General features: G+C 69.9%; 24 protein-coding genes. 10 read left to right on the top strand and 14 right to left on the bottom strand.

The annotated features are described in order from the left end of the window. Positions 1 to 82 precede the first annotated feature (82 nt). Together ACGFSB_RS14325 and ACGFSB_RS14320 are read left to right on the top strand one after the other, a co-directional pair. Positions 83 to 862, top strand: coding sequence for an alpha/beta hydrolase (locus ACGFSB_RS14325; RefSeq protein ID WP_393398329.1), 780 nt, complete (start codon positions 83 to 85; stop codon positions 860 to 862). Continuing rightward, on the top strand, positions 855 to 1,487 hold the full coding sequence (locus tag ACGFSB_RS14320) for a hypothetical protein (protein WP_393398327.1): 633 nt from the start codon (positions 855 to 857) through the stop codon (positions 1,485 to 1,487). The genes ACGFSB_RS14325 and ACGFSB_RS14320 overlap by 8 nt, the downstream gene beginning before the upstream one ends. On the opposite strand, the gene ACGFSB_RS14315 is transcribed toward ACGFSB_RS14320, so the two are convergent. The 6 genes from ACGFSB_RS14315 to ACGFSB_RS14290 all read right to left on the bottom strand — a co-directional run bounded on the left by ACGFSB_RS14315 (position 1,484) and on the right by ACGFSB_RS14290 (position 6,402). Further along, a complete protein-coding gene (locus ACGFSB_RS14315; RefSeq protein ID WP_393398325.1) occupies positions 1,484 to 2,272 on the bottom strand; it encodes an endonuclease/exonuclease/phosphatase family protein in 789 nt (262 codons plus the stop codon). The genes ACGFSB_RS14320 and ACGFSB_RS14315 overlap by 4 nt on opposite strands. Before the next feature lie 74 nt (positions 2,273 to 2,346). After that, entirely contained in the window at positions 2,347 to 3,288 is a 942-nt protein-coding gene (locus ACGFSB_RS14310; protein ID WP_393398323.1) for an ROK family glucokinase, read from the bottom strand. A gap of 54 nt (positions 3,289 to 3,342) precedes the next feature. After that, positions 3,343 to 3,813, bottom strand: a complete 471-nt coding sequence (locus ACGFSB_RS14305; protein ID WP_393398321.1) for a DUF5304 domain-containing protein — start codon at positions 3,811 to 3,813, stop codon at positions 3,343 to 3,345. 73 nt (positions 3,814 to 3,886) lie between these two features. Then, positions 3,887 to 5,017, bottom strand: a complete 1,131-nt coding sequence (locus tag ACGFSB_RS14300; RefSeq protein ID WP_393398319.1) for an ArsA-related P-loop ATPase — start codon at positions 5,015 to 5,017, stop codon at positions 3,887 to 3,889. A gap of 103 nt (positions 5,018 to 5,120) precedes the next feature. Continuing rightward, a complete protein-coding gene (locus ACGFSB_RS14295; protein WP_393398317.1) occupies positions 5,121 to 5,558 on the bottom strand; it encodes an SRPBCC family protein in 438 nt (145 codons plus the stop codon). Positions 5,559 to 5,652: 94 nt separating this feature from the next. Then, positions 5,653 to 6,402: a metallophosphoesterase gene (locus tag ACGFSB_RS14290; RefSeq protein WP_393399022.1), complete on the bottom strand. Its 750-nt coding sequence runs from the start codon at positions 6,400 to 6,402 to the stop codon at positions 5,653 to 5,655. A gap of 328 nt (positions 6,403 to 6,730) precedes the next feature. Between ACGFSB_RS14290 and ACGFSB_RS14285 the strand changes: the two genes are divergently transcribed. After that, positions 6,731 to 8,527 carry an AMP-dependent synthetase/ligase gene (locus ACGFSB_RS14285; RefSeq protein WP_393398315.1) on the top strand — a complete coding sequence of 599 codons (1,797 nt, stop codon included), beginning with the start codon at positions 6,731 to 6,733 and terminating at the stop codon, positions 8,525 to 8,527. Positions 8,528 to 8,726: 199 nt separating this feature from the next. Here ACGFSB_RS14285 and ACGFSB_RS14280 read toward each other — a convergent pair whose 3' ends face one another. Next, positions 8,727 to 9,869 (bottom strand): glycosyltransferase family 4 protein, encoded by a 1,143-nt coding sequence (locus ACGFSB_RS14280; RefSeq protein ID WP_393398313.1) that lies wholly within the window; start codon positions 9,867 to 9,869, stop codon positions 8,727 to 8,729. Positions 9,870 to 10,012: 143 nt separating this feature from the next. Between ACGFSB_RS14280 and ACGFSB_RS14275 the strand changes: the two genes are divergently transcribed. Then, positions 10,013 to 11,242 carry a glycosyltransferase 87 family protein gene (locus ACGFSB_RS14275; protein WP_393398311.1) on the top strand — a complete coding sequence of 410 codons (1,230 nt, stop codon included), beginning with the start codon at positions 10,013 to 10,015 and terminating at the stop codon, positions 11,240 to 11,242. Here the strand turns inward: ACGFSB_RS14275 and ACGFSB_RS14270 are convergent. The 5 genes from ACGFSB_RS14270 to ACGFSB_RS14250 all read right to left on the bottom strand — a co-directional run bounded on the left by ACGFSB_RS14270 (position 11,199) and on the right by ACGFSB_RS14250 (position 16,636). Further along, entirely contained in the window at positions 11,199 to 12,386 is a 1,188-nt protein-coding gene (locus ACGFSB_RS14270) for a hypothetical protein (protein WP_393398309.1), read from the bottom strand. The two genes, ACGFSB_RS14275 and ACGFSB_RS14270, sit on opposite strands and share 44 nt — an antisense overlap. A gap of 38 nt (positions 12,387 to 12,424) precedes the next feature. After that, entirely contained in the window at positions 12,425 to 13,456 is a 1,032-nt protein-coding gene (locus ACGFSB_RS14265) for an NlpC/P60 family protein (RefSeq protein ID WP_393398307.1), read from the bottom strand. Positions 13,457 to 13,688: 232 nt separating this feature from the next. After that, complete coding sequence (locus ACGFSB_RS14260) at positions 13,689 to 14,720, bottom strand: C40 family peptidase (protein ID WP_393398305.1); 1,032 nt, start codon at positions 14,718 to 14,720, stop codon at positions 13,689 to 13,691. Positions 14,721 to 15,012: 292 nt separating this feature from the next. Continuing rightward, on the bottom strand, positions 15,013 to 16,362 hold the full coding sequence (locus tag ACGFSB_RS14255) for an NYN domain-containing protein (RefSeq protein WP_393398303.1): 1,350 nt from the start codon (positions 16,360 to 16,362) through the stop codon (positions 15,013 to 15,015). A 34-nt stretch (positions 16,363 to 16,396) separates the two neighbouring features. Beyond that, complete coding sequence (locus tag ACGFSB_RS14250; RefSeq protein ID WP_190081342.1) at positions 16,397 to 16,636, bottom strand: hypothetical protein; 240 nt, start codon at positions 16,634 to 16,636, stop codon at positions 16,397 to 16,399. A gap of 138 nt (positions 16,637 to 16,774) precedes the next feature. On the opposite strand from ACGFSB_RS14250, the gene ACGFSB_RS14245 reads away from it, so the two are divergent. After that, positions 16,775 to 17,521 (top strand): rhomboid family intramembrane serine protease, encoded by a 747-nt coding sequence (locus tag ACGFSB_RS14245; protein WP_393398300.1) that lies wholly within the window; start codon positions 16,775 to 16,777, stop codon positions 17,519 to 17,521. 60 nt (positions 17,522 to 17,581) lie between these two features. Here ACGFSB_RS14245 and ACGFSB_RS14240 read toward each other — a convergent pair whose 3' ends face one another. After that, complete coding sequence (locus tag ACGFSB_RS14240; RefSeq protein WP_393399019.1) at positions 17,582 to 18,733, bottom strand: acyl-CoA dehydrogenase family protein; 1,152 nt, start codon at positions 18,731 to 18,733, stop codon at positions 17,582 to 17,584. A gap of 435 nt (positions 18,734 to 19,168) precedes the next feature. Here ACGFSB_RS14240 and ACGFSB_RS14235 point away from each other — a divergent pair, with 435 nt between their 5' ends. From ACGFSB_RS14235 to ACGFSB_RS14215, 5 genes are all read left to right on the top strand, one after another. Further along, the gene (locus ACGFSB_RS14235; protein ID WP_393398298.1) at positions 19,169 to 20,143 is read left to right on the top strand and encodes a cytochrome P450; all 975 of its coding nucleotides are present in this window, start codon (positions 19,169 to 19,171) and stop codon (positions 20,141 to 20,143) included. A gap of 181 nt (positions 20,144 to 20,324) precedes the next feature. Next, on the top strand, positions 20,325 to 21,275 hold the full coding sequence (locus tag ACGFSB_RS14230; RefSeq protein WP_393398296.1) for a polyprenyl synthetase family protein: 951 nt from the start codon (positions 20,325 to 20,327) through the stop codon (positions 21,273 to 21,275). Further along, entirely contained in the window at positions 21,272 to 22,189 is a 918-nt protein-coding gene (locus ACGFSB_RS14225) for a terpene synthase family protein (RefSeq protein ID WP_393398294.1), read from the top strand. The genes ACGFSB_RS14230 and ACGFSB_RS14225 overlap by 4 nt, the downstream gene beginning before the upstream one ends. Positions 22,190 to 22,203: 14 nt before the next feature. Further along, the gene (locus ACGFSB_RS14220) at positions 22,204 to 23,562 is read left to right on the top strand and encodes a cytochrome P450 (protein WP_393398292.1); all 1,359 of its coding nucleotides are present in this window, start codon (positions 22,204 to 22,206) and stop codon (positions 23,560 to 23,562) included. A 49-nt stretch (positions 23,563 to 23,611) separates the two neighbouring features. Continuing rightward, positions 23,612 to 24,991 carry a cytochrome P450 gene (locus ACGFSB_RS14215; protein ID WP_393398290.1) on the top strand — a complete coding sequence of 460 codons (1,380 nt, stop codon included), beginning with the start codon at positions 23,612 to 23,614 and terminating at the stop codon, positions 24,989 to 24,991. On the opposite strand, the gene ACGFSB_RS14210 is transcribed toward ACGFSB_RS14215, so the two are convergent. Next, positions 24,978 to 26,159, bottom strand: coding sequence for a cytochrome P450 (locus ACGFSB_RS14210; RefSeq protein WP_393398288.1), 1,182 nt, complete (start codon positions 26,157 to 26,159; stop codon positions 24,978 to 24,980). The two genes, ACGFSB_RS14215 and ACGFSB_RS14210, sit on opposite strands and share 14 nt — an antisense overlap. Positions 26,160 to 26,176 lie beyond the last annotated feature (17 nt).

The raw sequence follows: 26,176 nt of genomic DNA, 5'->3' as shown, positions 1-26,176 counted from the left end.
CGACCCTGGTCGGTGTCAGTCCGGTCGCGTACGGTGAAGTACTCCTCGAAACCCCGCTACACCTCTCACGAAGGAGACCGAAGTGCCGGTCCTCCCCGGAGCCGAGCCGTACCGCCACGAGGGCGGCGAGGTCGGCGTCCTCCTCTGTCACGGCTTCACCGGCTCCCCGCAGTCCCTGCGCCCCTGGGCCGAGTACCTCGCGGGCCGCGGTCTGACCGTCTCGCTCCCGCTGCTTCCCGGACACGGCACGCGCTGGGAAGACCTGCAGATCACCGGCTGGCAGGACTGGTATGCCGAGGTGGACCGCGAGCTGCGCGCCCTCCTCGAGCGGTGCACGGAGGTCTTCGTCTTCGGTCTCTCCATGGGCGGCGCGCTCGCGCTGCGGCTCGCCGCGAAGCACGGTGACGCGGTGCGGGGCATCGTCCTGGTGAACCCGGGGAACAAGGTGCACGGCCTCGCGGCGCACGCGCTGCCGATCGCCCGGCATCTGGTGCCCACGACGAAGGGCATCGCGAGCGACATCGCCCTCGAGGGATCGGACGAGGTCGGGTACGACCGGGTTCCGCTGCACGCCGCGCACTCCCTGCGCCGGTTCTTCCAGCGGGTCGACGGTGAACTGCCGCAGGTGACCCAGCCGTTGGTCCTGCTGCACAGCCCGCAGGACCATGTGGTGCCGCCGGTGGACTCGGCCAGGATCCTCAGCCGGGTGTCCTCCACGGACGTCACCGAGATCCTCCTGGAACAGAGCTACCACGTCGCGACGTTGGACCACGATGCGGACCGGATCTTCGACGAGAGCTACGCGTTCATCGGCCGGCTCGCCCCCAGTGTCGGTAAGGAAGGGACGGCCACCGGTGGCTGAGCAGGACCGAATCGAACCCGACGGCGACGAGAGCCGCGAGCCCGAGGAGAGGACGGCACCCCCCGAGGGAGTGCCGGTGGACGAGGACGCCGTCTGGAAGGCCATCGTCGAGGGGTACGGCGAGGAGCCGGCGGATCCGCCCGGCGCGAAGCCGTTCAAATCCGTCGAGGACCTGGCGCTGCTCGAACCGGAGACGAACGGCACACCGGAGTCGGGCGGCAAGGGGACCAGCGGCTCCGATGCCCCCAAGAACGCCAAGGACTCAGCCCCCAGGAATCCACTCGGCGGCTCCGTCTCCTTCGCCCCCGGCGTAGGCGGCGGCCCGCGTGACCATGCCGCACCCGAGCCGTCCGACGACGACCTCGGCGCGGACGACGAAGGCCACTTCGTCCCGCCGGAGCCGCCGCCGCTGCCCAGCGGTGACGTCACGGCCAAGTTCGCCTGGCTCGCCGTGACCGGCGGTCCCGTGCTGCTTCTGCTCGCGGTGCTGCTCGGCTGGCAGATGACGTGGTGGCTGGCGACGCTCAGCATCGGCGGCTTCCTCGGCGGCTTCGGCACACTGGTGTCGCGGATGAAGGGTGACGACGAGGAGGACGACGATCCGGGGCGCGGCGCGGTGGTCTAGGCGACGGGCCCGGCGATGGTCCAGGCGCGCGTATCCCCCTGAGCTGCGGGAATTCTGAGGGCGGCGAGCACCGGCAGATGGTCGGTGGCCGCCCGCAGATCCGCTTCCGTGATCCCCGGCAGCTCCAACGGCACACCGCAGCCGATGATTTCGACCCCGGCCGTCGCGAAGATCGCGTCGATACGCTGATGCGGGTCGCCCGGCGTCGAGGTGTTCTCGCCACCCCAGGGCGCGGCCGCCCAGCAGTCGCGCAGCGCCGAGGCGAGCCTGCGGAACGTACGGCCCTTGGGGCCGTCATTGAGGTCACCGCCCGCGACGGCGTGCTCCACGCCCATCCCGGCGAGCCGGTCGAGCAGCATCCCGCCCTGCGCGTACCGCTCGGCGCTCTGCAGGCTCAGATGGCAGCTCAGCACGCCGAGCCTGGCGCCCCCGAGCCGTACGACGGCGGTAGCGAAACCCCGCCGGTGCAGTCCTGGCGTCAGCGGAAGCAGCACGTCCTCGGTCCGCTCGACCGTGGCCCGCAGCGAGCAGAGCAGCGCGGGCCCGGAGGCGGTGGCCCCGCCGGAGAGCATCACCAGATCGGCGGCCCGCGCGAGCCGGGCCAGTTTCTTGCGCCACCGGAAGAAGCGCGGGGCTTCCTGGATCAGTACGAGGTCGGGCGCACAGGCGGCGATGACCCTGGCAAGGGCGTCGGTGTCGTCCCGCATGGACCGGATGTTGTAACTGAGCACCCGGACCACGGCTGAACCATCATCTTCGGTCCGGGAGTTGGGGAGCGTCACCATGGGGATCAAGATACGCGGACGCCCGCCGCTCCCGTGCGGGCGCGGCGGGCGGACACGTACACGATCGGTGAGAACTACCCCTGGCGAGCCAGGTCGGCCGCGCCCACGAGCCCCGCCTTGTTGCCCAGCTGCGCGGCAAGAACCTGTGCGTGCGGACGCCACTGTCCGCCGATGAGCCACCGCCGGAACGACTTGCGGATCGGGTCGAGGACCAGCTCGCCCTCGTCCGAGAGGCCGCCGCCCACGATGAACGCGGAAGGGTCGAAGAGCGAGGCGAGGTCGGCGAGGCCCGCGCCGACCCAGCGGGCCAGCTCGCGGTACGAGTCGACGGCGACGGGGTCACCCTGCCGCGCCGCCTCGCTGATGTGCTTGCCCTCGATGCCCTCGACCGAGCCGTCGCCGAGCCCGAGGAGAATCTCCGCGGCCTCCGGCGTCGCGTTGGCCCGCTGCCGGCCGTACCGCAGAAGGGCACGCCCTGACGCGTACTGCTCCCAGCAGCCCTGGCTGCCGCAGCCGCAAAGGAGCCCGTCCGGGACGACCCGGATGTGCCCGAACTCGGCGGCCACACCGAAGCGTCCGCGCCGCAGCTTGTTGCCGATGATGATGCCGCCGCCGAGGCCCGTGCCAAGGGTGATGACGATGACGTCCTCGTGGCCCTGGCCCGCGCCGAAGCGGTACTCGCCCCAGGCCGCGGCGTTCGCGTCGTTCTCCACGACGACCGACATGCCGACCCGCTGCTCGACCTTGTCCTTCAGCGGCTCGTGGCGCCAGTCGATGTTCGGTGCGAAGAGAACGGTGGCGCGCTTGTCGTCGACGTAACCGGCGGCACCGATGCCGACGGCCTCCACGTCGTTCCCCTTGCCGGCCCCGGACACGGCGGCACAGATCGCGTCCACGATGCCTTCGGCGGTCGGCGGAGTGGGCACCGTGTGGGTGTCGAGAATGGTGCCCTCTTCGTCGACCACTCCGGCCGCGATCTTTGTGCCGCCGATATCGACGCCGATGGTGAGTCCCATGTGTCCCTCAGTTTCGGTCGAGCCCCGCTACCGGCAACCGTACCCGAGGGGTATTCAGTCCAGGTCGATGTGTTCCCCGGGACCAGGCCCCTCGTCCCGGGGGTCGGAGCCCTTCGCGGCGTCGCTCCCGCGGGTCCAGCGGCCCTCCTGGCCCTCGACCGCGGAGCGGTAGGCGGCGAGCAGCTCGCTGCCCGCCGCGGCGAGGTGGTCGAAGACGTCGGGGTTGCGCTCGATGACCGGTTCGACGGCGGCCTTCGCCTGCTGGACGACCTGCTTCACGGTCTGCTCGACGGCGCCCTGCGCGACCGCGCCGAGCAACGGCGACTGGAGCCCGGTCAGCTTCTCGGAGACGGCGTCGACGAGCTTGCGCAGCTCCTCGCCCGCCGATCCGGGCGGCGGCCCGTACTGCGCACGGCGCCGGGCCTTCTCCGCGGCGAGATCCTCCGCGCACGCCTTCTCCCAGGCGTCGGCGTCGCTGTCGGCCGCTTCAGGTTCGGGCACTTCGCGCTCGGTTGCATCGCTCATGACGGACTGACTCCTGCGGACGGTCGACCTGTCGATTCGTACTCTCGACGTTACCCGAATGGAGGTAGCACGTTCACCGTGTGCGCGGCCACAGATCCGGGTCGGGCGTGAACCGCACGCACAGCTCGCCCTCGCGAAGACCGGCGCCCGCGACGGTGCAGCGGCGCAGGGCCGACGGCAGGGTGACGATGCGCCGGAACGGTCCCGCGGTGACGACCAGTTCGTCCCCGCGCCTGATGAGACCGAGCTCTTCGCGTACGACACCGGGGAGCGGGATGTGCCAGATCAGTACGCCGTCGTCGGCGAGGGCGTCGGCGACGGGCCACCGGACGGGCTCGGGCGCAGCAGCGGGGGCGGGCACGCCGAGGGCGGCCAGATCGTCGGCGCCGCGCGGATCGCGCCCCAGGTGCGGGAGCAGCCGCAGGCTTTCGCCGTACGTCCCTCGCCACTCGGCCAGTGTCTTGCGCTGCTGGGCGATGAGCCCCGCGAACCAGGTGTCCGCGGTGTCATCGGGCAGGACGCGGTTGGCGGTCACGGCGTCGGTGCGCAGTCCCTGGAGGGCGAGGCCGGTGGCGGCGGTGCGGACGGCGTCGGCGCCCGCGGGGCCCGGCTCGGCGACCAGGCGGACCGTCGTGTCCGGGGCCTCGATCACGGCCTGCGCGGCGGCGAGTTCGGTCTCCCAGCGGGCCGCGGTCTCGTACAGCCAGTCGGCGGGCATCGGGACGCCCGCGAGCCGGCCGAGCATGGGCCGCAGCGCGCGGGCCGCCTGCCGCTCGGGCGGAAGGAGCCTGCGGAGGTAGCGGCGGAGCTGTTCGGGGAGGGCGAGCAGCGCGAGGGCGCGGGGCGCCGGGGGCAGGTCCACGACCACGGTGTCGTACGCGCTCTGCCCGGCGTCGCGCAGGGCGCGCAGCAGGGCGAGTTCGTCGCTGCCGGGCAGCGGGGTGAGTTCCTCGCCCTCCAGGCGTCCGGCGCCGAGCAGGTCAAGGGCGGACCCTGCGCGGGTCTGCAGGGCGAGGAGGTCGTCGCGGAACTCGTCGCCGGGGGCGGGTCGCTGGACGGTGAGGCCTTGCTCCGTGCCGGTCTCGACTCGGTCGGCGGTGATCAGGAGGGTGCGGTGCCCCTCGCGTGCCGCCTTCAGCGCGGTGGCCGCGGCGACTGTGGTTCGGCCGGAGCCGCCGGGGCCGGTGAGCAGGAGGGTGCGCATAAGGGTGAACGGTACTGGCAGGCCGCGCCCCTAAGGGGCGCGGGGAACTGCGCGACCAGCCACGACGAACCAGCGGATAGGCGCGAGGGCGCCAGCGGGGTGCTTAGACCCCGGTCTCCACGCGCTTCTTCAGGCCCGCCAGAGCCCGGTCGATGATCACCTTCTCCGCCTTGCGCTTGATCATGCCGAGCATCGGGATCTTGACGTCGACGATCAGCTTGTACGTGACCTCGGTGCCTTCGCCCACGGGCCTCAGGAGGTACGACCCGTCGAGCGACCGCAGCATCTGGGACTTGACGAGGGTCCAGCTGACCTCGTTCTCGCCGGTCCAGGTGTAACCGAGCGTCTGGTCGTCCTTGATCGCGCCCGCGTCCATGACGAGGCGGACCTGCATGGCGCGGCCCTGGTCATCGGTGTCGAGCACCTCCGCCTCCTTCACCTCACCCGTCCAGTCCGGGTAGCGCGCGAAGTCGGCGATCACCCCCATGACCTCGGCCGGTGCCGCCTCGATCGTGATGCTCGAGCTGGTGTGTTCGGCCATCGCTGTGGCTCCTCCAGATGCGGTCCGGAATGGGGTGTATACGTGTGTGACGCGTGAAGGCTATCGCGCACGGGCCGAGCGGCTGTCACCGCTCTCACCACTCCAGGACCCACGGCCTGCCCGAGCTCGCGAAGTGTCCTACGTTCACACACTCCGTCGCCCCGACCCGCATCCGCCGGGTCAGCGGCTGATGGACGTGGCCGAAAAGTGCGTACCTCGGGCGGGTCTTGTGAATGGCTGCGAGCAGCGCCTTGCTGCCCCGCTCGAAGCGGCGCGCGACGGTGTCGTACACGAGCTCGGGAACGTCCGGCGGGATGTGCGTGCAGAGCACGTCGACCTCGCCTACCGCCTCGATCTTGGCCGCGTACTCCTCGTCGCTGATCTCGTAGGGCGTGCGCATGGGAGTACGAAGGCCGCCGCCGACGAACCCGAAGACCCGCCCGCCGATCTCGGCCCGCCCGCCGTCGAGGATCGTGGTGCCCGGAGCCGCGTACTCGGGCCACAGCATCGGTATGTCGACATTGCCATAGGTGGCGTACGTCGGTGCGGGAAAGGCGGCGAACATCTCGGCGTACTGCTTGCGCACCGCCCGCTCGATGGCGGGCCCGCGGTCCATGCCCGCCCAGAGCCGGGCGCCGAGCTCCTTGGCCTCGTCGAAGCGGCGCGCGGTGCGCAGCTCGACCAGGCGGTCGGCGTTCTCCTCACCGAAGAGGTCGGGGAAGATGCCGCGCGAATGATCGGCGTAATCGAGGAAGAGGACCAGGTCACCGAGACAGACGAGCGCGTCGGCTCCCTCACCCGCGCGCGCGAGATCCTTGGTGTTGCCGTGCACGTCACTGACCACATTGACCCTGAAACCTGGCATGCCGATCACCCTAGAACGAGCGGGCAAACGTGGGTAGAGGCACCGAGAAGGGGGCGGACCTGCGGTTACTTCCGAGTCGGGAATGGCGTGGCGTACTGTGCCGTTCAGAACACAACGACGTGTGACGCACCGAACATCTGGCCCGGACCCCCTACCGAACAAGCCATACCCATGGGTAACGTCCGGGCAGTCCAGTAGTGCTCCAGCTTCTTTCCCTCCATTCCCACGGAGCACCTGCCCGATCTTGGACCGCACCGTCGCATCGCACAACGTCGTGGCGCCGGCGCCCTATGTAGGAGCAGCAGTCTTGCGCGAGTTCAGCCTTCCGGCCCTGTACGAGGTCCCTGCGGACGGCAATCTGACCGACATCGTCCGCAGAAATGCCGCACAGCACCCGGATGTCGCCGTCATCGGCCGCAAGGTGGACGGCACCTGGCAGGACGTCGACGCCAAGACATTCCTCGTCGAGGTGCGCGCCGCGGCAAAGGGGCTCATCGCCTCCGGTGTGCGCCCCGGCGACCGCGTCGCCCTGATGTCCCGCACCCGCTACGAGTGGACGCTCCTCGACTTCGCGATCTGGAGCGCGGGCGCGGTCACCGTGCCGGTGTACGAGACGAGTTCGGCCGAGCAGATCCAGTGGATCCTCGGTGACTCCGGCGCCGTGGCCGCCGTCGTCGAACTGGACGCGCACACCGCCGCCGTCGATTCCGTACGCGACCGGCTTCCCGACCTGGTCAACGTCTGGCAGATCGACCGCGGCGGCGTCGAAGAGCTGAACCGCGCGGGCGCCGATGTCCCGGAGGAGACCGTCGACGAGCGCAGCGCGGTCGCAGGCGCCGACGACCCGGCCACCATCGTCTACACCTCGGGCACCACGGGCCGCCCCAAGGGCTGTGTCCTCACGCACCGCAGCTTCTTCGCGGAGTGCGGCAACGTGGTGGAGCGCCTGAAACCGCTGTTCCGCACCGGCGAGTGCTCGGTGCTCCTCTTCCTTCCCGTCGCGCACGTCTTCGGACGCCTGGTCGAGGTCGCCGCGCTGATGGCGCCGATCAAGCTGGGTCACGCGCCCGACGTCAAGAACCTCACGGACGAGCTGGCGTCGTTCCGGCCGACCATGATCCTCGGCGTCCCGCGCGTCTTCGAGAAGGTCTACAACTCGGCGCGTGCCAAGGCGCAGGCCGACGGCAAGGGCAAGATCTTCGACAAGGCCGCGGACACGGCGATCGCGTACAGCCGCGCGCTCGACACCCCGAGCGGCCCCTCGCTCGGCCTGAAGATCAAGTACAAGACGTTCGACAAGCTGGTCTACAGCAAGCTGCGGGCGGTCCTCGGCGGGCGCGGCGAGTACGCGATCTCGGGCGGCGCGCCGCTGGGTGAGCGCCTGGGCCACTTCTTCCGCGGCATCGGCTTCACGGTCCTGGAGGGCTACGGCCTCACGGAGTCCTGCGCGGCCACCGCCTTCAACCCCTGGGACCGCCAGAAGATCGGCACGGTCGGCCAGCCGCTGCCCGGTTCGGTCATCCGGATCGCCGACGACGGCGAGGTGCTGCTGCACGGCGAGCACCTGTTCACGGAGTACTGGAACAACGAGGGCGCGACCGAAGAGGCCCTCGCCGACGGCTGGTTCCACACCGGCGACATCGGCACGCTCGACGAGGACGGCTACCTCCGGATCACCGGTCGCAAGAAGGAGATCATCGTGACGGCGGGCGGCAAGAATGTCGCTCCCGCGGTGATCGAGGACCGTATCCGCGCACATGCGCTGGTCGCGGAGTGCATGGTCGTGGGCGACGGTCGGCCGTTCGTGGGGGCGCTGGTCACTGTGGACGACGAGTTTCTCGGCCGCTGGGCCCTGGACCACGGGAAGCCCGAGGACTCCACGGCGGCGTCGCTCCGTGACGACGTGGAGCTCCTGGCGGAGATCCAGAGCGCCATCGATGACGGCAACGCGGCGGTCTCCAAGGCGGAGTCGGTGCGGAAGTTCCGGGTTCTCGCTTCGCAGTTCACGGAGGAGTCGGGGCATTTGACTCCGTCGCTGAAGCTGAAGAGGAATGTTGTCGCCAAGGACTACGCCGACGAGATCGAGGCGATTTACCGCGGGTAGCGGTAGCGGGGCGCCCACTCGCCGTGGGGGGGGGGCTTGTGTTGCTTCGCGGCTCTCGGTCTCTTGTGGTTGCTCGCGCAGTTCCCCGCGCCCCTTAAGGGGCGCTCAGCTCAGCCCCGGCAGGGGCGCGGGGAACTGCGCGAGCAACCACGGCGGCGGGGAAGTCGCCCGACAACCCCCCGCGGCACCCCCTCAGGCGCTACAGCAGCTCCCGCAGCCTCTCCGCCAGGAGATCCCAGCGCCACTTCTCCTCCACCCACTCCCGGCCCCGCTCCCCCATCCGCTGACGCAACTCCCCGTCACCCAGCAGCGTGACGATCCGGTCAGCGGCATCCTCCGGGGAGCCCCCGGGGACAACCCACCCCGTCTCCCCGTCAAGCACCGCATCCGGCGCCCCGCCCGAGTCACCGGCCACCACCGGAAGGCCCGTCGCCGAAGCCTCCAGGTAGACGATGCCGAGCCCTTCCACGTCGAGCCCGCCCCGCCGGGTCCTGCACGGCATGGCGAAGACGTCGCCCGCGCCGTAGTGCGCGGGAAGTTCCTCCCACGGCACCGCCCCGGTGAAGCGGACCGAATCGGAGACCCCCGTCTCGGCGGCCAGCTTCCGCAGCTCCTTCTCGTAAGGGCCGCCTCCGACCACCAAGAGCACCGCTTCAGGTTCCCGCGCCAGAATCCGAGGCATCGCCAGGATCAACGTGTCCTGCCCTTTGCGCGGCACAAGGCGTGAGACACACACCACGACCGGCCGGTCCGTCAGACCAAGGCGGGCTCGAACCGCGTCCCCGCCCGATCCAGGGTGGAACGTCTTCTCATCGACGCCCGGCGGCAGTTGGACCATCCGCCCGGCCGCCGCAGGCGAAAGCGCGGCGGCGATGCGCGAGCGCGTGTACTCGCCCAGATAGGTGATCGTGTCCGTCGAATCGCCGATCCTGCGGAGCAGTTGGCGCGACGCGGGCAGCTGCGCCCAGCCTGCCTCATGTCCGTGCGTCGTGGCGACAAGCCGCCTCGCGCCCGCCTTCCGCAGCGCCGGGGCCATGAGCCCCAGCGGCGCCGCCGCCCCGAACCACACCGACTCACAGCCGTGTTCCCGCAGCAGAGAGACCGCGCGCCGGGTGACCCGAGGGGTCGGGAGCAGCATCGTCGTGGGGTCGCGTACGACCTTGAAGGGCTGCTCCGCATCGAAGGCGGCCGTCGCATCGGCGCCCTCGCTCCCGCGCTTCCAGGTGGAGGCGTAGACGACGAGCTGTTCGGGGTCCAGGCGCAGCGCCATGTTGTGCAGGAACGCCTGGATGCCACCGGGCCTGGGCGGGAAGTCGTTCGTGACGATCAGGGTCTTGTGCATCGTCGCCGACAGTACCGAAAGCCCGCCGGAGCGCCGAACGGCCTCGCCTCCCGGACGGCCCCGCCTCTTGGCCCTTCCACAGCTCCGCCCGGCATCATGACTCCCGAATCACAATGAAGTAGCTGAAAAGGGGCGTGGTGCGCGTGGCACGGATCCTGACCGTCTGGGGCCTGACCAGGACACTCCTGCTGCTCTGCGTCTTCGGGGTGCTCACAGCCCCGGGCCCTGACGTGACCAGCGACGTCTCCGTCATCTACCAGGGCTGGTACGAGGTCCTGCGCACCGGCACCTTCCCCCTCGACGACGTCACCTGGCAGTACCCGCCCGCCGCCGCCCTCGCGATCCTCTCCCCCGCCCTGCTGCCCTTCCTCGGCTATGTGCCGGCCTTCTTCGTGCTCGCCTTCCTCGCCGACGCGCTGGTCTGCGGACTGCTCCTGTACGCGGGCCACCGTCCGGGCAAGTCCCTGCGGGGGGCCTGGGTCTGGGTCGTGGGCGTGGCGCTGCTCGGGCCGACCGCGTACGCGCGCTACGACGTGCTGGTGACGGCCGTCGCGGTCGCCGCGCTGCTCGCCGGGGCCCGGCATCCGCGCACGATGGGGGCGCTCGCGGGGTTCGGCGCGCTGCTCAAGGTGTGGCCCGTCCTGCTGCTCGTCGGCACTCCACGCGCGCGCGGCACCCGCCGGTCGTGGGGCGCGGCGGCAGCCACCGCCCTCGGCCTCACGCTCGCCTTCCTCCTGACGATGCCCGGCGCGCTCTCCTTCGTGACCTTCCAGCGCGACCGCGGCACCGAGGTCGAATCGCTCGGCGCGCTCGTCTTCCATGTCGCACGCCATCACGGCTGGCAGGGCGATGTGCAGCTCAACTACGGCTCGGTGGAGTTCCTGGGGCCCTACGTCCCGCTCGTCAGCACGGTGGCGCAGGGTCTTTCCGTGGCGGCCTTCTGCTGGCTGCTCGCGTGGCGGCGACGCGCGCGTGTCTGGTCGGCGAGCACGGTCACGGACGCGGCCTTCGTCGCCGTACTGCTGTTCACGACGACGAGCCGGGTGATCAGCCCGCAGTACCTCCTGTGGCTGGTCGGGGTGGCCGCCGTGTGCCTGGCCTTTCGCGCGAGCCGCATGGTGCTGCCCGCGCGCCTGGTGCTCGCGGCCACGTTCGTCACGTTCCTGGAGTTCCCCGTCTGGTTCTCGCACGTGGTGGCGAGCGATCCGCTGGGCCTCGCCCTGCTCCTCGTACGCAACGGCCTGCTCGTCGCGGCGACGCTGCTCGCCTGCCGGAATCTGTGGCGGGCGGACCACGGAACGAAGACGCCCGCACCGACGACGGACGACGTCAGCCGAGCTCCGCGCGCAGATACGTACGCCACCTCGCCGTGAAGTCCTCCGGGCTGATGTCCAGGACGTCCCGCAGGGCGTCCTCGACCGCACCGGGCCTCTTCTTGTGCGTGCCGACCGCTTCGTAGAAGGCCGTCAGCTTCGCCTCGCTCCACTGGTCCGCGACCATCCGGCAGGCGAGCCAGGCCCCTTCGTAGGCCTGGGCCAGCTTCCCCGCGTCCCCGCTGAAGCCGAAGTCGTCGTCTTCGGGGAGCGCGGCGGGCAGCTGCTCCCGCTGGACCGCGCGCCGCAGTTCGGGCGCGGCCTGCCCGGCGGTGCGGCCCGTGCCGCGGTAGCCCACCCAGTCGGCGAAGCCTTCGGAGAGCCACAGCGGGGTCGCCGCTGAGGTGTGCGCGCGGGTCGCGACGTGGGTCGTCTCATGGGTGAGGACGACCTGCTTGCCGAAGTCGCCGAGCGCGCCGTAGGCCTCGGGGTTGACGATGATCCGGTCGGCGGGCGCCGACCCGGAGCCGCCCGCCTCTCCCGTGGTCACCGCCGCGATCCCCTGATAGCCGGAAGCGGGCGATCCGAGCAGCCCGGCCATCCCGTCCAGGGACTTCGGTACGAGGACGACGACCCGCTCCGGCCACTTCCCCGGCCAGGCGCCCCGCACCCGAGGCACCGCCCGGTCGGCGATCTCCGCGTACCGGCGCAGCACCGCGCCCTCCTCGTCGTCCCGCCCGACACCCAGCACGAGGCTGTGAGCGCCCCGTACGGCCGCGACGGGCCCTTGGTCCCAGAGTTGCTGCGTGGCCTTCTTCGCGGGGCGCTCAGCGGCGACGTACCACCGTCCGTCACGCTCCTGAAGCGTGAGCGTCCGGGTGGTGGTGAGCGGCTCGCGGTCGTAGCCCTTGATCCGGTACCGCAGGTCGGCGATCGCCGTGGCCCGCGCGCCGTGCCGCTCGAAGGCGGTCAGGCGGTACTCCCAGGACTGGAGCGGCACGTCACGGAGGTTGTCGTAGGCTTCGGCGGGCCGCCCCGTCGCGCGGTAGTCCTTCGCGTCCCGGTCGAGCACCGCGTCCGCCCGCCGGTCGAGCATCCTGCGCACGTCTGCGGGCGCGGCGTCCGGCGCCGTCGGACCGCCGCACCCCACGAGCAGGGCGGCACAGATCCCCAGCACCCACGACTCACGCCCGCGACCAGCCACGTTTCAGATCGTACGGGCAGCGGGCGGCGGGGCGCCGGTCAGATCCGCGTCACCGACGACACCGGCATCATGCCCACCGGGTCGTAGCGCACGGCGGCTCCGGGGTAGGGCGCGTGCACGACCTGGCCGTTGCCCATGTACATCCCGATGTGGCTCGCGTCGTCGCGGTAGGCGACCAGGTCGCCGGGCTGCGCCTGCGAGAGGGGCACCTGCCGTCCGGCGTACCGCTGCGCCTGCGAGGTGCGGGGCAGGCCCACGCCCGCCTGCGCGTACGACCACTGGGTGAGGCCCGAACAGTCGAAACCGGAGGGTCCGTTGGCGCCCCACACGTACGGGCGGCCGATCGCCGACCGTGCGGCGGCGATGGCGGCGGCGGCGCGCGGCGAGGACGGCGCGGCGCTCCCGAGGTCCGGCATGTCGCCGCGTCCGGAGCGCGACGCCCTGTCGTAGGCCGCGCGGTCCTGCGAGGGCAGCGAGTTGAGCAGCTTGCGCGCCTTGGCGAGCTTGTGTTCGACGGTGCGCTTGTGGCGGGCCACCGCGGTGCGGCTCTTCTCCAGGTCGGCGAGCTTGTGACCGGCCTCCGTGCGCTCCTGGGCGAGGCTGCGCTGGGCCTTCTGGAGGTCGGTCAGCTCACCGGCCTGCCGGGCGCCGATGCGGTCGAGTGCCGCCGCCTTGTCCAGATAGCCGTCCGGGTCGGAGGAGAGCAGCAGGGCGAGGGAGGGGTCGATGCCGCCCGAGCGGTACTGGGCCCCGGCCAGCGAACCGAGCGCGCCGCGCATCGTGTTGATGCGCTCCTGGCCGCGGGCGACGCTGTCCTTGGCCTGCGCGACCTGCTCGCGCAGGGTGTCCGCGCGCTCATCGGCCTTGTTGTACGACTCGGTGGCCTTCTCGGCCTGCTCGAAGAGCCGGTCCACCGTGGCCTTGGTGGTGGCCGGGGTGTCCTGCGGTGCGGCGCCCGCCGGTGCGGCGCCGAGGGCTGCCGCGGCGGTGGCCGCTGCGGCGGCCGAAAGGATGGTGACGCGCGTGCTCCGGTCGAGGCCGGACAGTGCGAGACGACGATGGGACCCCACGGGAAGCCGCTCTCCCTCCACTGACGGACCCCCGGACGAATGGACGAGCCGGGGGAAAGTCCCCCCGATCCGTCGGGGGAATGCGCGCGACAGTAGCCGTGGGATCACGTCACGGCCAAAGACCCGGCCGTGCACACAACGTGACGCCCCGCCGGAGACGCAGGTCACCGACGGGGCGCGGGGTCAGCGGGAGTTACCGGAATTCGCCCGTTTGGGCGGCAGGCCGGTCGTTTCAGATGCGGACGCCGAACTGGAAGGAGCCGATCGTGGACATCGACTCGTAGCGCACCACGGCGCCCGGCTTCGGGGCGTGCAGCACCTGGCCGTTGCCCGCGTAGAAGCCGACGTGCGCGAGGCTGTTGAAGAACACCAGGTCGCCGGGCTTCAGCTCGCCGCGGCCGATCTTCGTGCCGTCGTTCTGCTGGGTGTACGTGGTCCGGGTGATCTGCACACCGGCCTGGTTGTACGCCCACTGCGTGAGGCCGGAGCAGTCGTAGGAGTTGGGGCCGCTGCCCCCGGAGACGTACGGCTTGCCGACCTGTGTCGCGGCGGCGCTCAGGGCGGCCTGGCCGCGCTGCGATGCCGGGACCTCCTTGCCGAGGTCCACGCGGTCGCCGGCGTCGCGGCTCGCGCGCGTCTCCTTGGCGGCGAGGTCCGCCTTCTCCTTGGCGGTGAGGGTGTTGAGCAGCTTCTGGGCGGCGCCGAGCTTGCTCTGGACTTCCTTCTTCTTCTTGCCGAGTTCCTTGCGCGTGTCGGCGAGGTCCTTGAGCTTGTCGGAAGCCTCCTTGCGCTCCTGCGCGAGGGTCCGCTGCTTCTCCTGGACCTTCTTGAGCGCCTCGACCTGCTGACCGCTCAACTGGTCCATGGTGGACGCCTTGTCGAGGTAGTCGTCCGGGTCGGCCGAGAGGAACAGCTGGACGGAGGGGTCGATGCCGCCGGAGCGGTACTGCGCGCTGGCCATCGAACCGAGGCCGTCACGCAGGTCGTTGAGGCCCTCCTGGCCGCGGGCGACCTTGTCCTGAAGCTCGCCTATCTCCTTCTCGAGCTTTTCCTGCTTCTCCTTGGCGCCGTTGTACCGGTCGGTGGCCCGGCCCGCGTCCTCGTAGAGCTTGTCGACCTTGGACTTGACCTCGTCCTTGCTCGGCTTCTCACTCGGGGCCGCGTTGGCCGCCTGGGAGGTGAGTGCGACGGCAGCGGCGGCGGTCGCGGTGAGCACGGTCACGCGCGCGCGGCTCGGCTGCTTGGGTCGGCGGTGGGACGCCACGAAGGCGGCTCCTTCTCCTCCAGCCGCCTACCGAGATCCGGTGGGCGGGTACCACCGCTGTCACCCCGGATGGGTGATCAACCGAGCGGAGGTTCGAGGCGAGACCTTAGTGACCTTCTTGTGATCAGTTCAAATCCTGACAGGCAAAAAGTGGGGTGCGGGACGCATATTTTACCGATAACGCACAGGCGGTAATGATCAATTGACGCTACGTCGCGTGAACGATGGCCCAATTCGGGCATAGGGAACAGGAGTTACCGAGGCACCCTTAGCCCCGCGAAAGCGGCGTACGTCAGCCCCGTGAAAGCCGCTTCAGAAGGACGACCGAAGCGACAGGACGCGCCCCCGCCTTCGCGATCCCGTCGGCCACTTCGCGGTCGGTCGACACGACGACGACCGGGCGCCCCGGAGGCTCGGCACGCACCAGCTGACGGATCAGCTCGTCCGCGGTGACTCCCGGCTTGGAGAACAGGACGCGCACCCCCCGCGGTGGCGCGAGCAGCACCGGCGCGGCGAGTTCGGCCCCGTCGAAGACGCAGGTCATCTCGGCGCCGGTCTGCGCGGCGAGCTGCGAGAGCGAGCCGAGGAGGCGCAGGCGCTGCTTCTCCAGGGGCATCGTGGGATAGCCGGTCTTGGTGACGTTGTACCCGTCGACGACCATGTGCGCCTGGGGCAGCGCGAGCAGTTGGTCGATGATGGCCGGATCGTTCTCGGAGAGCGCGCGGGCGGCGATGTCCTTGGGCGTCATCCGCCCCGGCTCGACGGCGTCCACGGTCTCGGCGGGCCGCACCGACACGGGCGGCAGGGCGAGCTCGCGGCGCAGCCCCTGTGCGGACTCCAGGACCGTGTCGAGCAGCAGCCGCACCCGCATGTCCTCGACGCTGCGCCCCTCGCGCGCCGCCCTGCGGCTGGCCTCCAGGGCCGCCTCGGCCTCGCTGAGCCGCGCCTTGAGCCGCCGGGACTCGCTCTCGGCGGCGGACACCTGGGCCTGCCCCTCGGCCCGTCCGGCATCGAATTCGGCCGTCGCCTTGCGCAGCGCCGCCTCGCCGCGCTTGACGTCACTGAGGGCGCTGCGCAGCTTGCGATGCATCGATTCGGCTTCCTTCTTCGCCGACTCGAGTTCCGTGCGCAGCCGTTCCGTGTCGGCCTTCGTCTGGCCGCGGGCCGCGGCGAGTTCCTCGCGCAGCCGTTCGAGCTCGGCCCGCGTCTCGTCGTCGACGCGCTCCGCGTCCGCCCGCAGGGCCTCCTCGCCCGCGGCGGCCACCAGCTTCACCCAGCCGGTGGGGCGCAGCACATAGGCCGCGGCCGCCACATCGAGCGGGTCCGCGGCCGGGGGCGGCGAGCCCGCGTCCAGGGCACCGGTGAGCTCGGGCTGCGTCTCTCTGAGACGTTCGCCGATGCGCTGCCGGAAGAGGGGGTCGCTCTCCACGGCGGCCGCCATCGCGTTGCCCGCGAACTTCGTGCGCCGGGTCGGCGTGAAGCGGGCGTACTGCCGCAGTTGTGCGGGCAGTTCGCTGACCGTGAGGCCGCCGAAGCCGTCCGAGACGATCTGGACGACCCTGCGGCGCACTCCGTCGGGCAGCGGACGGTCGAGCACCTCAGCGGTGCCGTCGTCCGGCTCCCCGCTCGCGCTCTCCACCATCCGTCACCCCACTAGCTGTGCGGGGCCCGCTCCCTCAGGAGCCGGCGCCCGGCCTGTCCACGAGTTCCACCTGGTCCACCGCGTTGCACCAGCGACAGCGGACCGACTCGATGGTCTCACTGACCACCTCGCGTTCCTCGACGTTCGACTCACCGGCCAGGTCGAGATGCACATACTCGACGACCTTCGACGTACGCGTCACGTCGAAACGCGTGAGATTGCCGCAGAGCGTGCAGCGCCACCGGGTGGTGTCGGTCGGCAGAGGAACCGTCATCGTGGCTGGTCGCTTTCCTTCGGAATTCCATGGTGCGTAGTGCCCGTAACCCTAAGGCCTGTAAGGGGCTCCATGCGGCGGCCGTCCACGCGGCGGGGCGGTCTGTACGGTTTGGCACGCTTACGTCATGCTCTGTTCATGATCAACACATGGGGTGCGACGGCGGTCCGGATGATCAGGGGGCAGTCGGCCCCGGTGACGTACGGCCTGATCGCCGCGTGTGGTCTGGTCTTCCTGATCTCCCCGGTGTCCGGGTTCAATCCCGCGTACGGCACGGGCGACGAGCTGCTCGCCGCCCAGCAGGCCTACTTCGAGCGCTGGGGCGTGGTCCCCTCGCAGCTGTTCAGCGGGGACCCGCGGGCCCTGCTCGCCCCGGCCACCGCGCTCTTCGTGCACGGCAGCTGGCTGCATCTCCTGGGCAACATGCTCTTCCTGTACGTCTTCGGGGCGCTGGTCGAGGAACGGATGGGCCGCCTCCAGTTCGCGCTCTTCTACGTCGGCTGCGGCTATCTCGCCCTGTTCGCCTACGCGATCGCGCACGCGGGCTCCGACCAGACCCTGGTGGGCGCGTCGGGGGCGATCTCCGCCGTGCTCGGCGCCTGCCTCGGCCTCTTCCCGAAGGCGCGCGTCACGAGCCTCTTCCCCTTCCTCTTCTTCCTGCCGCTGCGGTTTCCCGCGTGGGTGGTGCTGCCGTTCTGGGTGGCGTTGCAGTGGCTTGCCGCGTGGCAGGGCGTGCAGGGGCCCGGGGTGGCTTATCTGGCCCACTTGGTGGGGTTCTCGCTCGGGCTTCTGTACGCGTGGGTGAGGTTCGGACGGCGGCCGACGGAGGTGGTGGTGCAGGAATCCAGTGGCGGAGGAGAGAAGACAAGAGACACCGGGGCATGACGAAGGGGCGTCCGCCGTGGCGGACGCCCCTCCCTCTCCGTATCTTCTGCGTTCGGTGCCTCAGAGCCCCATGGACTTGGCGACGATCGTCCGCATGATCTCGCTGGTGCCACCGAAGATCCGGCTCGCGCGGTTGTCCGCGTACAGCCGGGCGATCGGGTGGTCCATCGTGAAGCCGAGGCCGCCGTGCAGCTGAAGGCACTTGTCGAGCACCTGTACCGCCGCCTCCGTGCAGTACAGCTTGGTCCCGGCCGCCTCCTCCGCGGTCAGCTCCCCGGCATCGAACCCCTCCACGGCCTGGTCGACGACCGCCTGTAGGGCGTTCACGGTGACCTTGCAGTCGGCAAGCACGAATTTCGTGTTCTGGAAGGCGGCGACGGGCTTGCCGAAGGCCGTACGTTCCCGGACGTATTCGGTGGCGAGGTGGACGGCGGCAGCGGCAGCGGCGTACGCGCCGACCGCGATGCTCAGGCGCTCCTGCGGGAAGATGTCGGCCAAGCAGGCGAAGGCATCACCCTGTCCGCCGACCACGTCACCGACCGGGACCCGGACATCGGTGAAGGTCATTGAGACGATGTCGGACGACCGCAGGCCGAGCGTGGGCGGCTCGGATGCGACCGCGACCCCCGGGGCCCGGGTGTCCACAGCGAGCAGGGACATCCCACCGCGCCGGTCGCTCCGGTCGGCGGAGGTGCGACAGACGACCAGCACCAGATCGGCCTGAGCCCCGCCGGACACGAAGGCCTTGGCGCCATTCACCACGTAATGGCCGCCGTCCTCGGACAGCACGGCGGTCGTCTCCAGACCGGCGATGTCGGAGCCGGCCCCGGGCTCGGTGATCGCGATGGCCGTCATCAGGTCGCCGCTGACGAACCCCGGCAGCCAGCGCTGCTTCTGCTCATGGGTCGCGTACTTCACGAAGGTGGCCGGAAGCGCCAGATGCGCAGTCGCCCCTCCGAAGGTGACACCGGCTCGGGCACACTCCTCGGCGATTACCGCGTTGAACTTGAAGCTCTTCTCGCCGGAGCCGCCGAACTCGTCCGGTATGCCGAACCCGAAGATCCCGAGCTTGCCCAGTTTGAGATACACGTCACGTGGCACACGGCCGACCGCTTCCCATTCGGAATAGAAGGGTGCGACCTCCGCTCCGATGAAGTCCCGTACCACAGCCCGGAACGTCTCGTGCTCGTCCTCGAAAACAGTGCGCCGCAACCGCTTCATCCCCCTAGTAGCTCTGGCTCGCGTCATCGCCAACAAGCCGACACTAATACGGGGTTGAGGACAGAGTCCAGGCCGTTCTGGCTTGTCATCCAGGACCGCCATGTGTCTACTATCCGGCCACAGGGGCCCATGATCGCCGTGGCGGCGCTGGGAGCCGGTCTGCCGTTTTCAGTAGGGGGAACAGGCATGGAACCAACAGGCAGTAAACATCTGTTCAATGCTCGCGATCCGCAGTTGCGCACCGATCCGTACCCGCTCTACAAACGGCTCCGGGACGTCGAGCCGGTTCATCGGACGCCGTACGGCCACTGGGTGGTTTCCGGGTACAGCGCTGTCGCCGCACTCATCCGAAACCCCAACTTGTCCAGCGAATATCCGCAGGACGCCAAATGGGCCGCGCAACGGGGCGGGCAGGACAGTCCGATCGTGCGCGCCACCCGCAGCTGGATGCTCATGCGGGACGGCGAAGCGCACCGCCGGCTCCGCGGCCTTGCCAACCCGCTGTTCACCGCCAGGGCCATCCGGGAGATCACCCCCCGCATCGACGGCATCGTCCACCAGCTCATGGACGACATGGGTGAGGGCCCCGGCGTCGACCTCATCGGGTCACTCGCGGCGCTCGTCCCGGTGACGGTCTTCTGCGGCTTGGGCGGCCTCCCGGTGGAGGACCGCGACCTGTGCCGCAAGTGGACCGATGCCCTGGGGCACGTCATCGACCCGGCCGCCGACGAGGCCACTCGGCGCGTCATGAACGACGCGGCTGAGGAATTCGCCGCCTACATAGCAGAACACCTGGACAGGCGCCGCGCAGCTCCGCAGGACGACATCATCTCGCGTCTCCTGCTTGCGGAGTTCGACGGGGAGAAACTCTCCGACGACGAGATCATCGCCAACGTCATGATGTTCTTCATGGGCGGCCATGAGACAACGGTCAATCTCATCGGCAACGGCATACTTGCCCTGCTGCGCCATCCCGACCAGCTGCGCATCCTGCGCGAGGAGCCCGGCCTCATCGATAACGCCATCGACGAGTTGCTCCGCTATGACGCGCCCATCCAGCTGGTCGCCCGCATCACCACCGGCGACATCGATCTTGACGGGACCACCATTCCGGCCGGTTCCAAGGTGATGATCCTGCTCGGCGCCGCCAACCGCGACCCACTGCGCTACGACGATCCCGACCGCCTCGACCTACGGCGTACGGATGTCCGCCCGCTGTCCTTCGGCGGTGGCCCCCACTACTGCATCGGCGCACTGCTCGCGAAAGCCGAGGCGCGCCTGGTATTCACCGAGCTGCTGCGCCGCCACCGCAATATCCAGCTGACCCACGGCGACATCGCCTGGCGCCCGCAGGTCAACATTCGGGGCCTCAGAGAACTCCGCGTCGACCTCACCTCCTAGCCTTCCGCAACAGGAGCCCGTGCGGTGTCCACGGGCCCTACCAACGGGGATGAATTACAGCGATATGACTACCCGGACAATATCTCCCGACATACTCGACCCAAGCGTGGCAAGAAACGCAGTGGATGCCGTGCTCATGGATTTTCTGGAATCTCGAATAAAAGATTCCGGAGATCCGCGGATGAGCAGGCTTGTGGAATTGCTCGAAGAATTCATGGTGGGCGGAAAGAGAATTCGCCCGGTGCTCGCCGTGATGGGCTGGCAGGCGGCCGACGGAACGACCGACATGGCGGCCGTCCTACGCGTCGCCGCCTCGCTCGAGATGTTTCACGCGTTCGCCCTCATTCATGACGACGTCATGGACGACAGTGACACCAGGCGCGGACGTCCCACCATCCATCGGACGCTCGCCGGAAAACGCGGCGACGACCGCACCGAACGTTTCGGAATCAGCGCGGCGGTGCTGCTGGGCGACCTCGCTTTCGCCTGGTCGGACCAGCTTCTGCACACCGCGGCCCTCACGCCCGCTCAGTCGGCCGCGGTGCAACCTCTCATCACCGACATGCGCACCGAATTGATGCTCGGTCAGTATCTGGACCTCCATGCGACCGGCGAGCTCACGGATGACGTCGAGGCCGCACTCACCGTCAACCGCTACAAGACCGCCAAGTACACCGTCGAACGCCCGCTGCAGATCGGCGCCGCCCTCGCGGGCGCGGACACGGAGACCCTGACCGCCTGCACGGCGTTCGCGCTGCCGCTGGGAGAAGCCTTCCAGCTCCGTGACGACCTGCTCGGCGTGTACGGCGATGTCCGCGACACCGGCAAGTCCCGCCTGGACGACCTGCGGGCGGGCAAGAACACGGTTCTGGTCGCGCTCGCCCTGCGCACGAGCGATGCCGCGCAGAGCGCCCGGCTGCGCGAACTGCTCGGAGATCCTGACCTTGACGAGTCCGGCGCGGAGGAGATCCGCGCGGTCTTCGCGTCCACCGGCGCACGGGACGCTGTCGAGCTCATGATCGGTGACCGTTACCAGCAGGCTCTGCAAGCCCTGGCGGACAGCCCCTTCAGGTCCGACGCGATCACCGCCCTCAAGCACCTCGCCACCGTAGCCACCAGGAGAAACGCATGACCACGGAGCTCAGCGTCCCCGCCACTGCCGCCTCGGCGGGCGCCGCGCACTATTGGCAGGAGTGCACCGACGGCTTCGCCGCCCTGTTCGGCCGGCACGTCGGGTACGAAGCACAGAAAGTGCCGCTGACGGACGCGGAGTTGCGTGAGGTCATCGCCGCCTGCAACACCGCGGTCGCCCCGCTGGGCAAGAGTGTCTCCGACAAGCGCTGGATCTCCTATATGGACGTCGTGCGCTGGTCGCAGAGTGCCCGGCACATCAAGGACATGGAAGCGTTCAAGGCCGTCTGCGTGCTCAACTGCGTGACGTTCGTATGGGACGACATGGACGCCGCCCTGCACGACTTCGACCTCTTTCTGCCGCAGGTGCGCGCGGTGTGTGAGCGGTACTACTCCCCCGAGGACGCGGAGTTCGCGTACGAGGGGGCCCGCGCCTTCATCACCAGCGACCACATGTTCCGCGACTCCCTGCTCAAGAAGGTGCTGTGCGGCACCTCCCCCGAGCAGTACTTCCGCTTCCGCGTCACTGACGTCGGAGTGGACTTCTGGATGCGGATGTCCTACCCGATCTACCGCCACCGCGAGCTGACCGAACATTCCAAGACAGGCCTCGCAGCCCGGATGACCACGCGCGGCCTTGCCATAGTCAACGACTTCTACTCCTACGACCGCGAGCAGGCCCTGGGACAGATCACCAACTGCTTCCGCCTGTGCGACGTAACGGACGAGGCGGCCTTCCGGAGCTTCTTCCAGGCCCGCCTCGACGACATGGCCGAGGACATGGAATGCATCAGGTCGTTCGACGACACCACCCGGGACATCCTGCTCGACCTCCTCCAGGGCAACTTCGTGTGGACCACGCGGGATCGCCGCTATCAAGCTCCGGTGAACGACGTCAACTCGCGTATCCAGTAGAGGAGGACCCACACATGGACAGCCCCAAGTCGCCCGCAGCGGAACGCTCCTGGCGGATCGGCACCGCTCCCGGCGCCCTGCCCCTCCTGGGACACGTACCCGCGTTGTGGCGGCGTCCCTTGGAGTTCCTCGCCTCGCTGCCCGCGCACGGCGACCTGGTCGAGGTCCGGCTCGGTCCCAGCCGCGCCTATCTCGCGGCGCACCCCGAGCTGGTGCGCCATGTTCTGCTCAACCCGCGCGTTTTCGACAAGGGCGGGGTCTTCGACAAGGCGCGCCAGCTCCTCGGCAACAGTCTGTCGGTCTCCCGGGGCGAGGATCACCGATCCCAGCGGCGCCTGATCCAGCCCGCCTTCCACCCGACGAAGATCGCCTCCTATACGACGGCCGTAGCCGCGGACACCCGCGCCGTCACCGACGGATGGCGGGACGGGCAGACCCTCGACATCAGCGACGCCATGCACGCGCTGCTCATGCGGGTCGCCGCGCGCACCCTGTTCTCCACCGGGCTCGACGAGGGCACCATCGAAGAGGCCCGGCAGTGTCTGCGGACGGTCTCGCACGGCATCTACAAGCGCACCGTCTCCCCGCTGGGCTTCATGGAGAAGCTGCCCACCCCTGGAAACCGCGCGTACGACCACGCCAACACGCGGCTGCGGCAGATCGTGGCGGACATGATCACCGCCCGGCGCCGGTCCGACGCGGACCACGGCGATCTGCTGTCCACCCTGCTGCAAGCGGAGCATCCCGAGACCGGCGAGAAACTGAACGACGGCCAGATCCTGGATCAGGTCGTCACCTTCCTCGTCGCCGGCAGCGAGACCACCGCCTCCACCCTGGCCTTCGTCTTCCATCTGATGGGCACGCTGCCCGAAGTGGAAAAGCGCGTGCTCGCCGAGGTGGACGAGGCGCTGGCGGGGCGCACACCGGTGTACGACGACCTTCCCGCGCTGCCGTACACCCGCAATGTGATCACCGAGGCGCTCCGCCTGTATCCGCCGTCCTGGATGGCAATGCGGGTCGCGGCGCAGGACGTCGAACTGGGCGGCCGGGTGATCCCTGCCCGGACGATGATCCTCTACAGCGCCTACGCCCTGCATCACAACCCCGATCTCTTCCCCGAGCCGGAGACGTTCGACCCCGGCCGTTGGGAAGGCGAACGGGCCGCGCAGGTACCGCGCGGGGCTCTGCTGCCGTTCGGCGCGGGCAGCCACAAGTGCATCGGTGACGTACTCGCGCTCACCGAGACCGCACTGATCATCGCGACGGTCGCCGCACGCTGGCGGCTGCGCCCGGTGCCCGGGAGCCGATTGCGTCCGGAACCGAAGGCCACCTTGGAGGCGGGTCCGTTGCCCATGGTGCTTGAACGCCGCTGACCCCGCCTCCACCTCTCCCTCCATACCGTCAGCGGAAGGCACATCCAGCATGAGAACCCGTCCCGACGCGACCGGGCGCAGTTGGCAGTTCGTCAAGGCACCGGGTGGTCTTCCCCTGGTGGGCCACGCGCTGCAGCTGGCGCGCCGCCCCCTGGATTTCCTGGCCTCGCTGCCCGCCCTCGGCGACCTGGTCGAGCTGCGGCTCGGCACCAAGCCGACCTATCTGCCCTGCCATCCGGAGCTGGTGCAGCAGGTGTTGCTCAACGCGCGGGTCTACGACACCGGGGGCCCCGTGAAGGAGAAGGCCCGCCCCATCCTGGGCAACGGGTTGATCACCTCCGACTGGGCCGACCACCGTCGCCAGCGGCGCATGGTCCAGCCGGCCTTCCACTCCGCGCGCATCGCGACCTATGCCGAGGTGATGCACGAGGAGTGCGCGGCGCACGCGGAGACTTGGCAGGCGGGCCGGCCGGTCGATGTGGGCGACGCGATGCAGGCACTGACGGCGCGGGTGACGGCCCGCGCGCTGTTCTCGACCGAGATGGCACCGCACTCGGTCGCGGAGATCCAGCGCAGCCTGCCCGTCATGGTGCGTGGCGCGTTCCGCCGGGCGATGGACCCCACCGGTGTGCTGGCCAGGCTGCCGTTGGCCGCCAACCGTGAGTTCGAGTCCGCGCTCACCCGCCTGCACGTCCTCATCGAAGGCATCGTCGAGGACTACCGGCGTTCCGGCGAGGACCGCGGTGACCTGCTGTCCGCGCTGCTGGCCGCGCGCGACGAGGAGGACGGCGGTGCGATGACCGATCAGGAGGTCCACGACCAGGTCATGACGCTGCTGCTGGCCGGTGTGGAGACCACGGCAAGCGCCCTGACCTGGGCCTGGCACTTGCTGGCGGCTCATCCCGAGGCCGAGGAGCGGCTGCATGCCGAGGTCGACGAGGTGCTTGGCGGCCGTATCCCGACGTACGCCGACGTCCCGAAGCTCGCCCATACCCAACGGATCTTCACCGAGACGCTGCGGCTGTACCCACCCGCCTGGATGTACACCCGGATGACCACCGAACCCACCGAGCTCGGCGGTCATCGGCTGGGGGCCGGCGTGGACATCCTGATCAGCCCGTACGTCATCCACCGCATCCCGGAGTTCTTCCCGCACCCGGAGAGCTTCGACCCGGACCGGTGGCTGCCCGAGCGGGCCAAGGACGTCGCCCGCGGTTCGTATCTGCCGTTCGGCGCGGGCAGCCGCAAGTGCATCGGGGACGTCTTCGGGATGACCGAGGCGACCCTGGCACTGGCCACACTCGCGGCCCGCTGGCGGCTGCGTCCGCTGCCCGGCAGCAGGGTCTCGCCACGCGCCGAGATGAGCCTGACAGCCGGACCGCTGCCGATGGTTCCGGAACCCCGCAGTCCCGCGATCAACCGAAGCTGACGGGCAGCTGATGCAGTCCGCGCAGCATCAGGCTGGGGCGCCACACGAGATCGCCGGGTTCGGTGTCCAGGGCGAGGCCGGGGCACCGTTCCAGCAGGGTGCGGAAGGCGACGGCGCCCTGCATCCGGGCCAGCGGCGCGCCGAGGCAGTGATGAATGCCGTAGCCGAACGCCATGTGGCCGCGGGCATCGCGGCGGATGTCGAACCGGTCGGGTTCGGCGAACCGCCGCGGGTCGCGCGAGGCGGCGGCCAGGGCGACGGCCACGGACTCTCCCGCGCCGATCACCGTGCCGCCGATCTCCACCGGCTCCTTGGCGTAGCGGAACGCCGTGGTCTCCACCGGCCCGTCATACCGGAGCATCTCCTCCACGGCGCTCTCAAGGAGCGACCAGTCGCCGCGCAGGGCAGCCAGCTGGTCCCGGTGGCGCAGCAGGGCGAGCGTGCCGCTGGACAGCAGGTTGGCCGCCGTCTCATAACCGGCCACCAGCAGGAGGAAGGCCATCCCCAGCAGTTCCTCGGGAGAGAGCTGTTCCTCCTCGCCCGCGCCGGCGACCAGCGCGCTCAGCAGGTCATCGCCGGGCTCGCTCCGCTTGGCGGCGGCGAGGTCGGCGAGGTAACCCGTCATGGCCTGGGCGGCGGCTCCAGCGGCCTGTGGCCGGGTGAAGTCGGTGCTGTCCAGGTACCAGTCGTGAAAGGTCTTGCGGTCGGTGGCCGGCACTCCGAGCAGTTCGCAGATGACGGCCAGCGGCAACGGCAGCGCGAACGCCTCGACCAGGTCCGCGCGGCCCAACGGCAGCATGGCGTCCACGAGTTCGTCCGCGATCAGCTGCACCTTGGGGCGCAGCGCCTCGATACGGCGAGGGGTGAAGTCCTTGGCCACCAGTTTGCGCAGCCGGGTGTGCTGCGGGGGGTCCGTCTGCACCATGTTCAGGCCGATGGAGTTACCGCCGTCGTCCTGCCAGCCGGCCGAGTGCCTGATGTCGTTGGACAACCGTGCGTCGGCCAGCGCGGCTCGCGCCTCCTCGTGCCCCACGACAAGCGAGAACTCCCCCGACGCGGCGGTCCGCACCCGGTGCACCGGGCCCTGGGCACGCATCCGCTCGTACACCGGATACGGGGCGTCGACGAACCCCTGGCCAAGATCTGACAGATCTTCAAATCCCGTCACAGACACGCGCATTCCTC

It is taken from the genome of Streptomyces sp. NPDC048441, assembly GCF_043200235.1.
In the GTDB taxonomy this organism is placed as follows: Bacteria; Actinomycetota; Actinomycetes; order Streptomycetales; family Streptomycetaceae; genus Streptomyces.
Note: the sequence above shows the minus strand (reverse complement) of the source record. Positions and strands in the feature narration are given on the sequence as shown.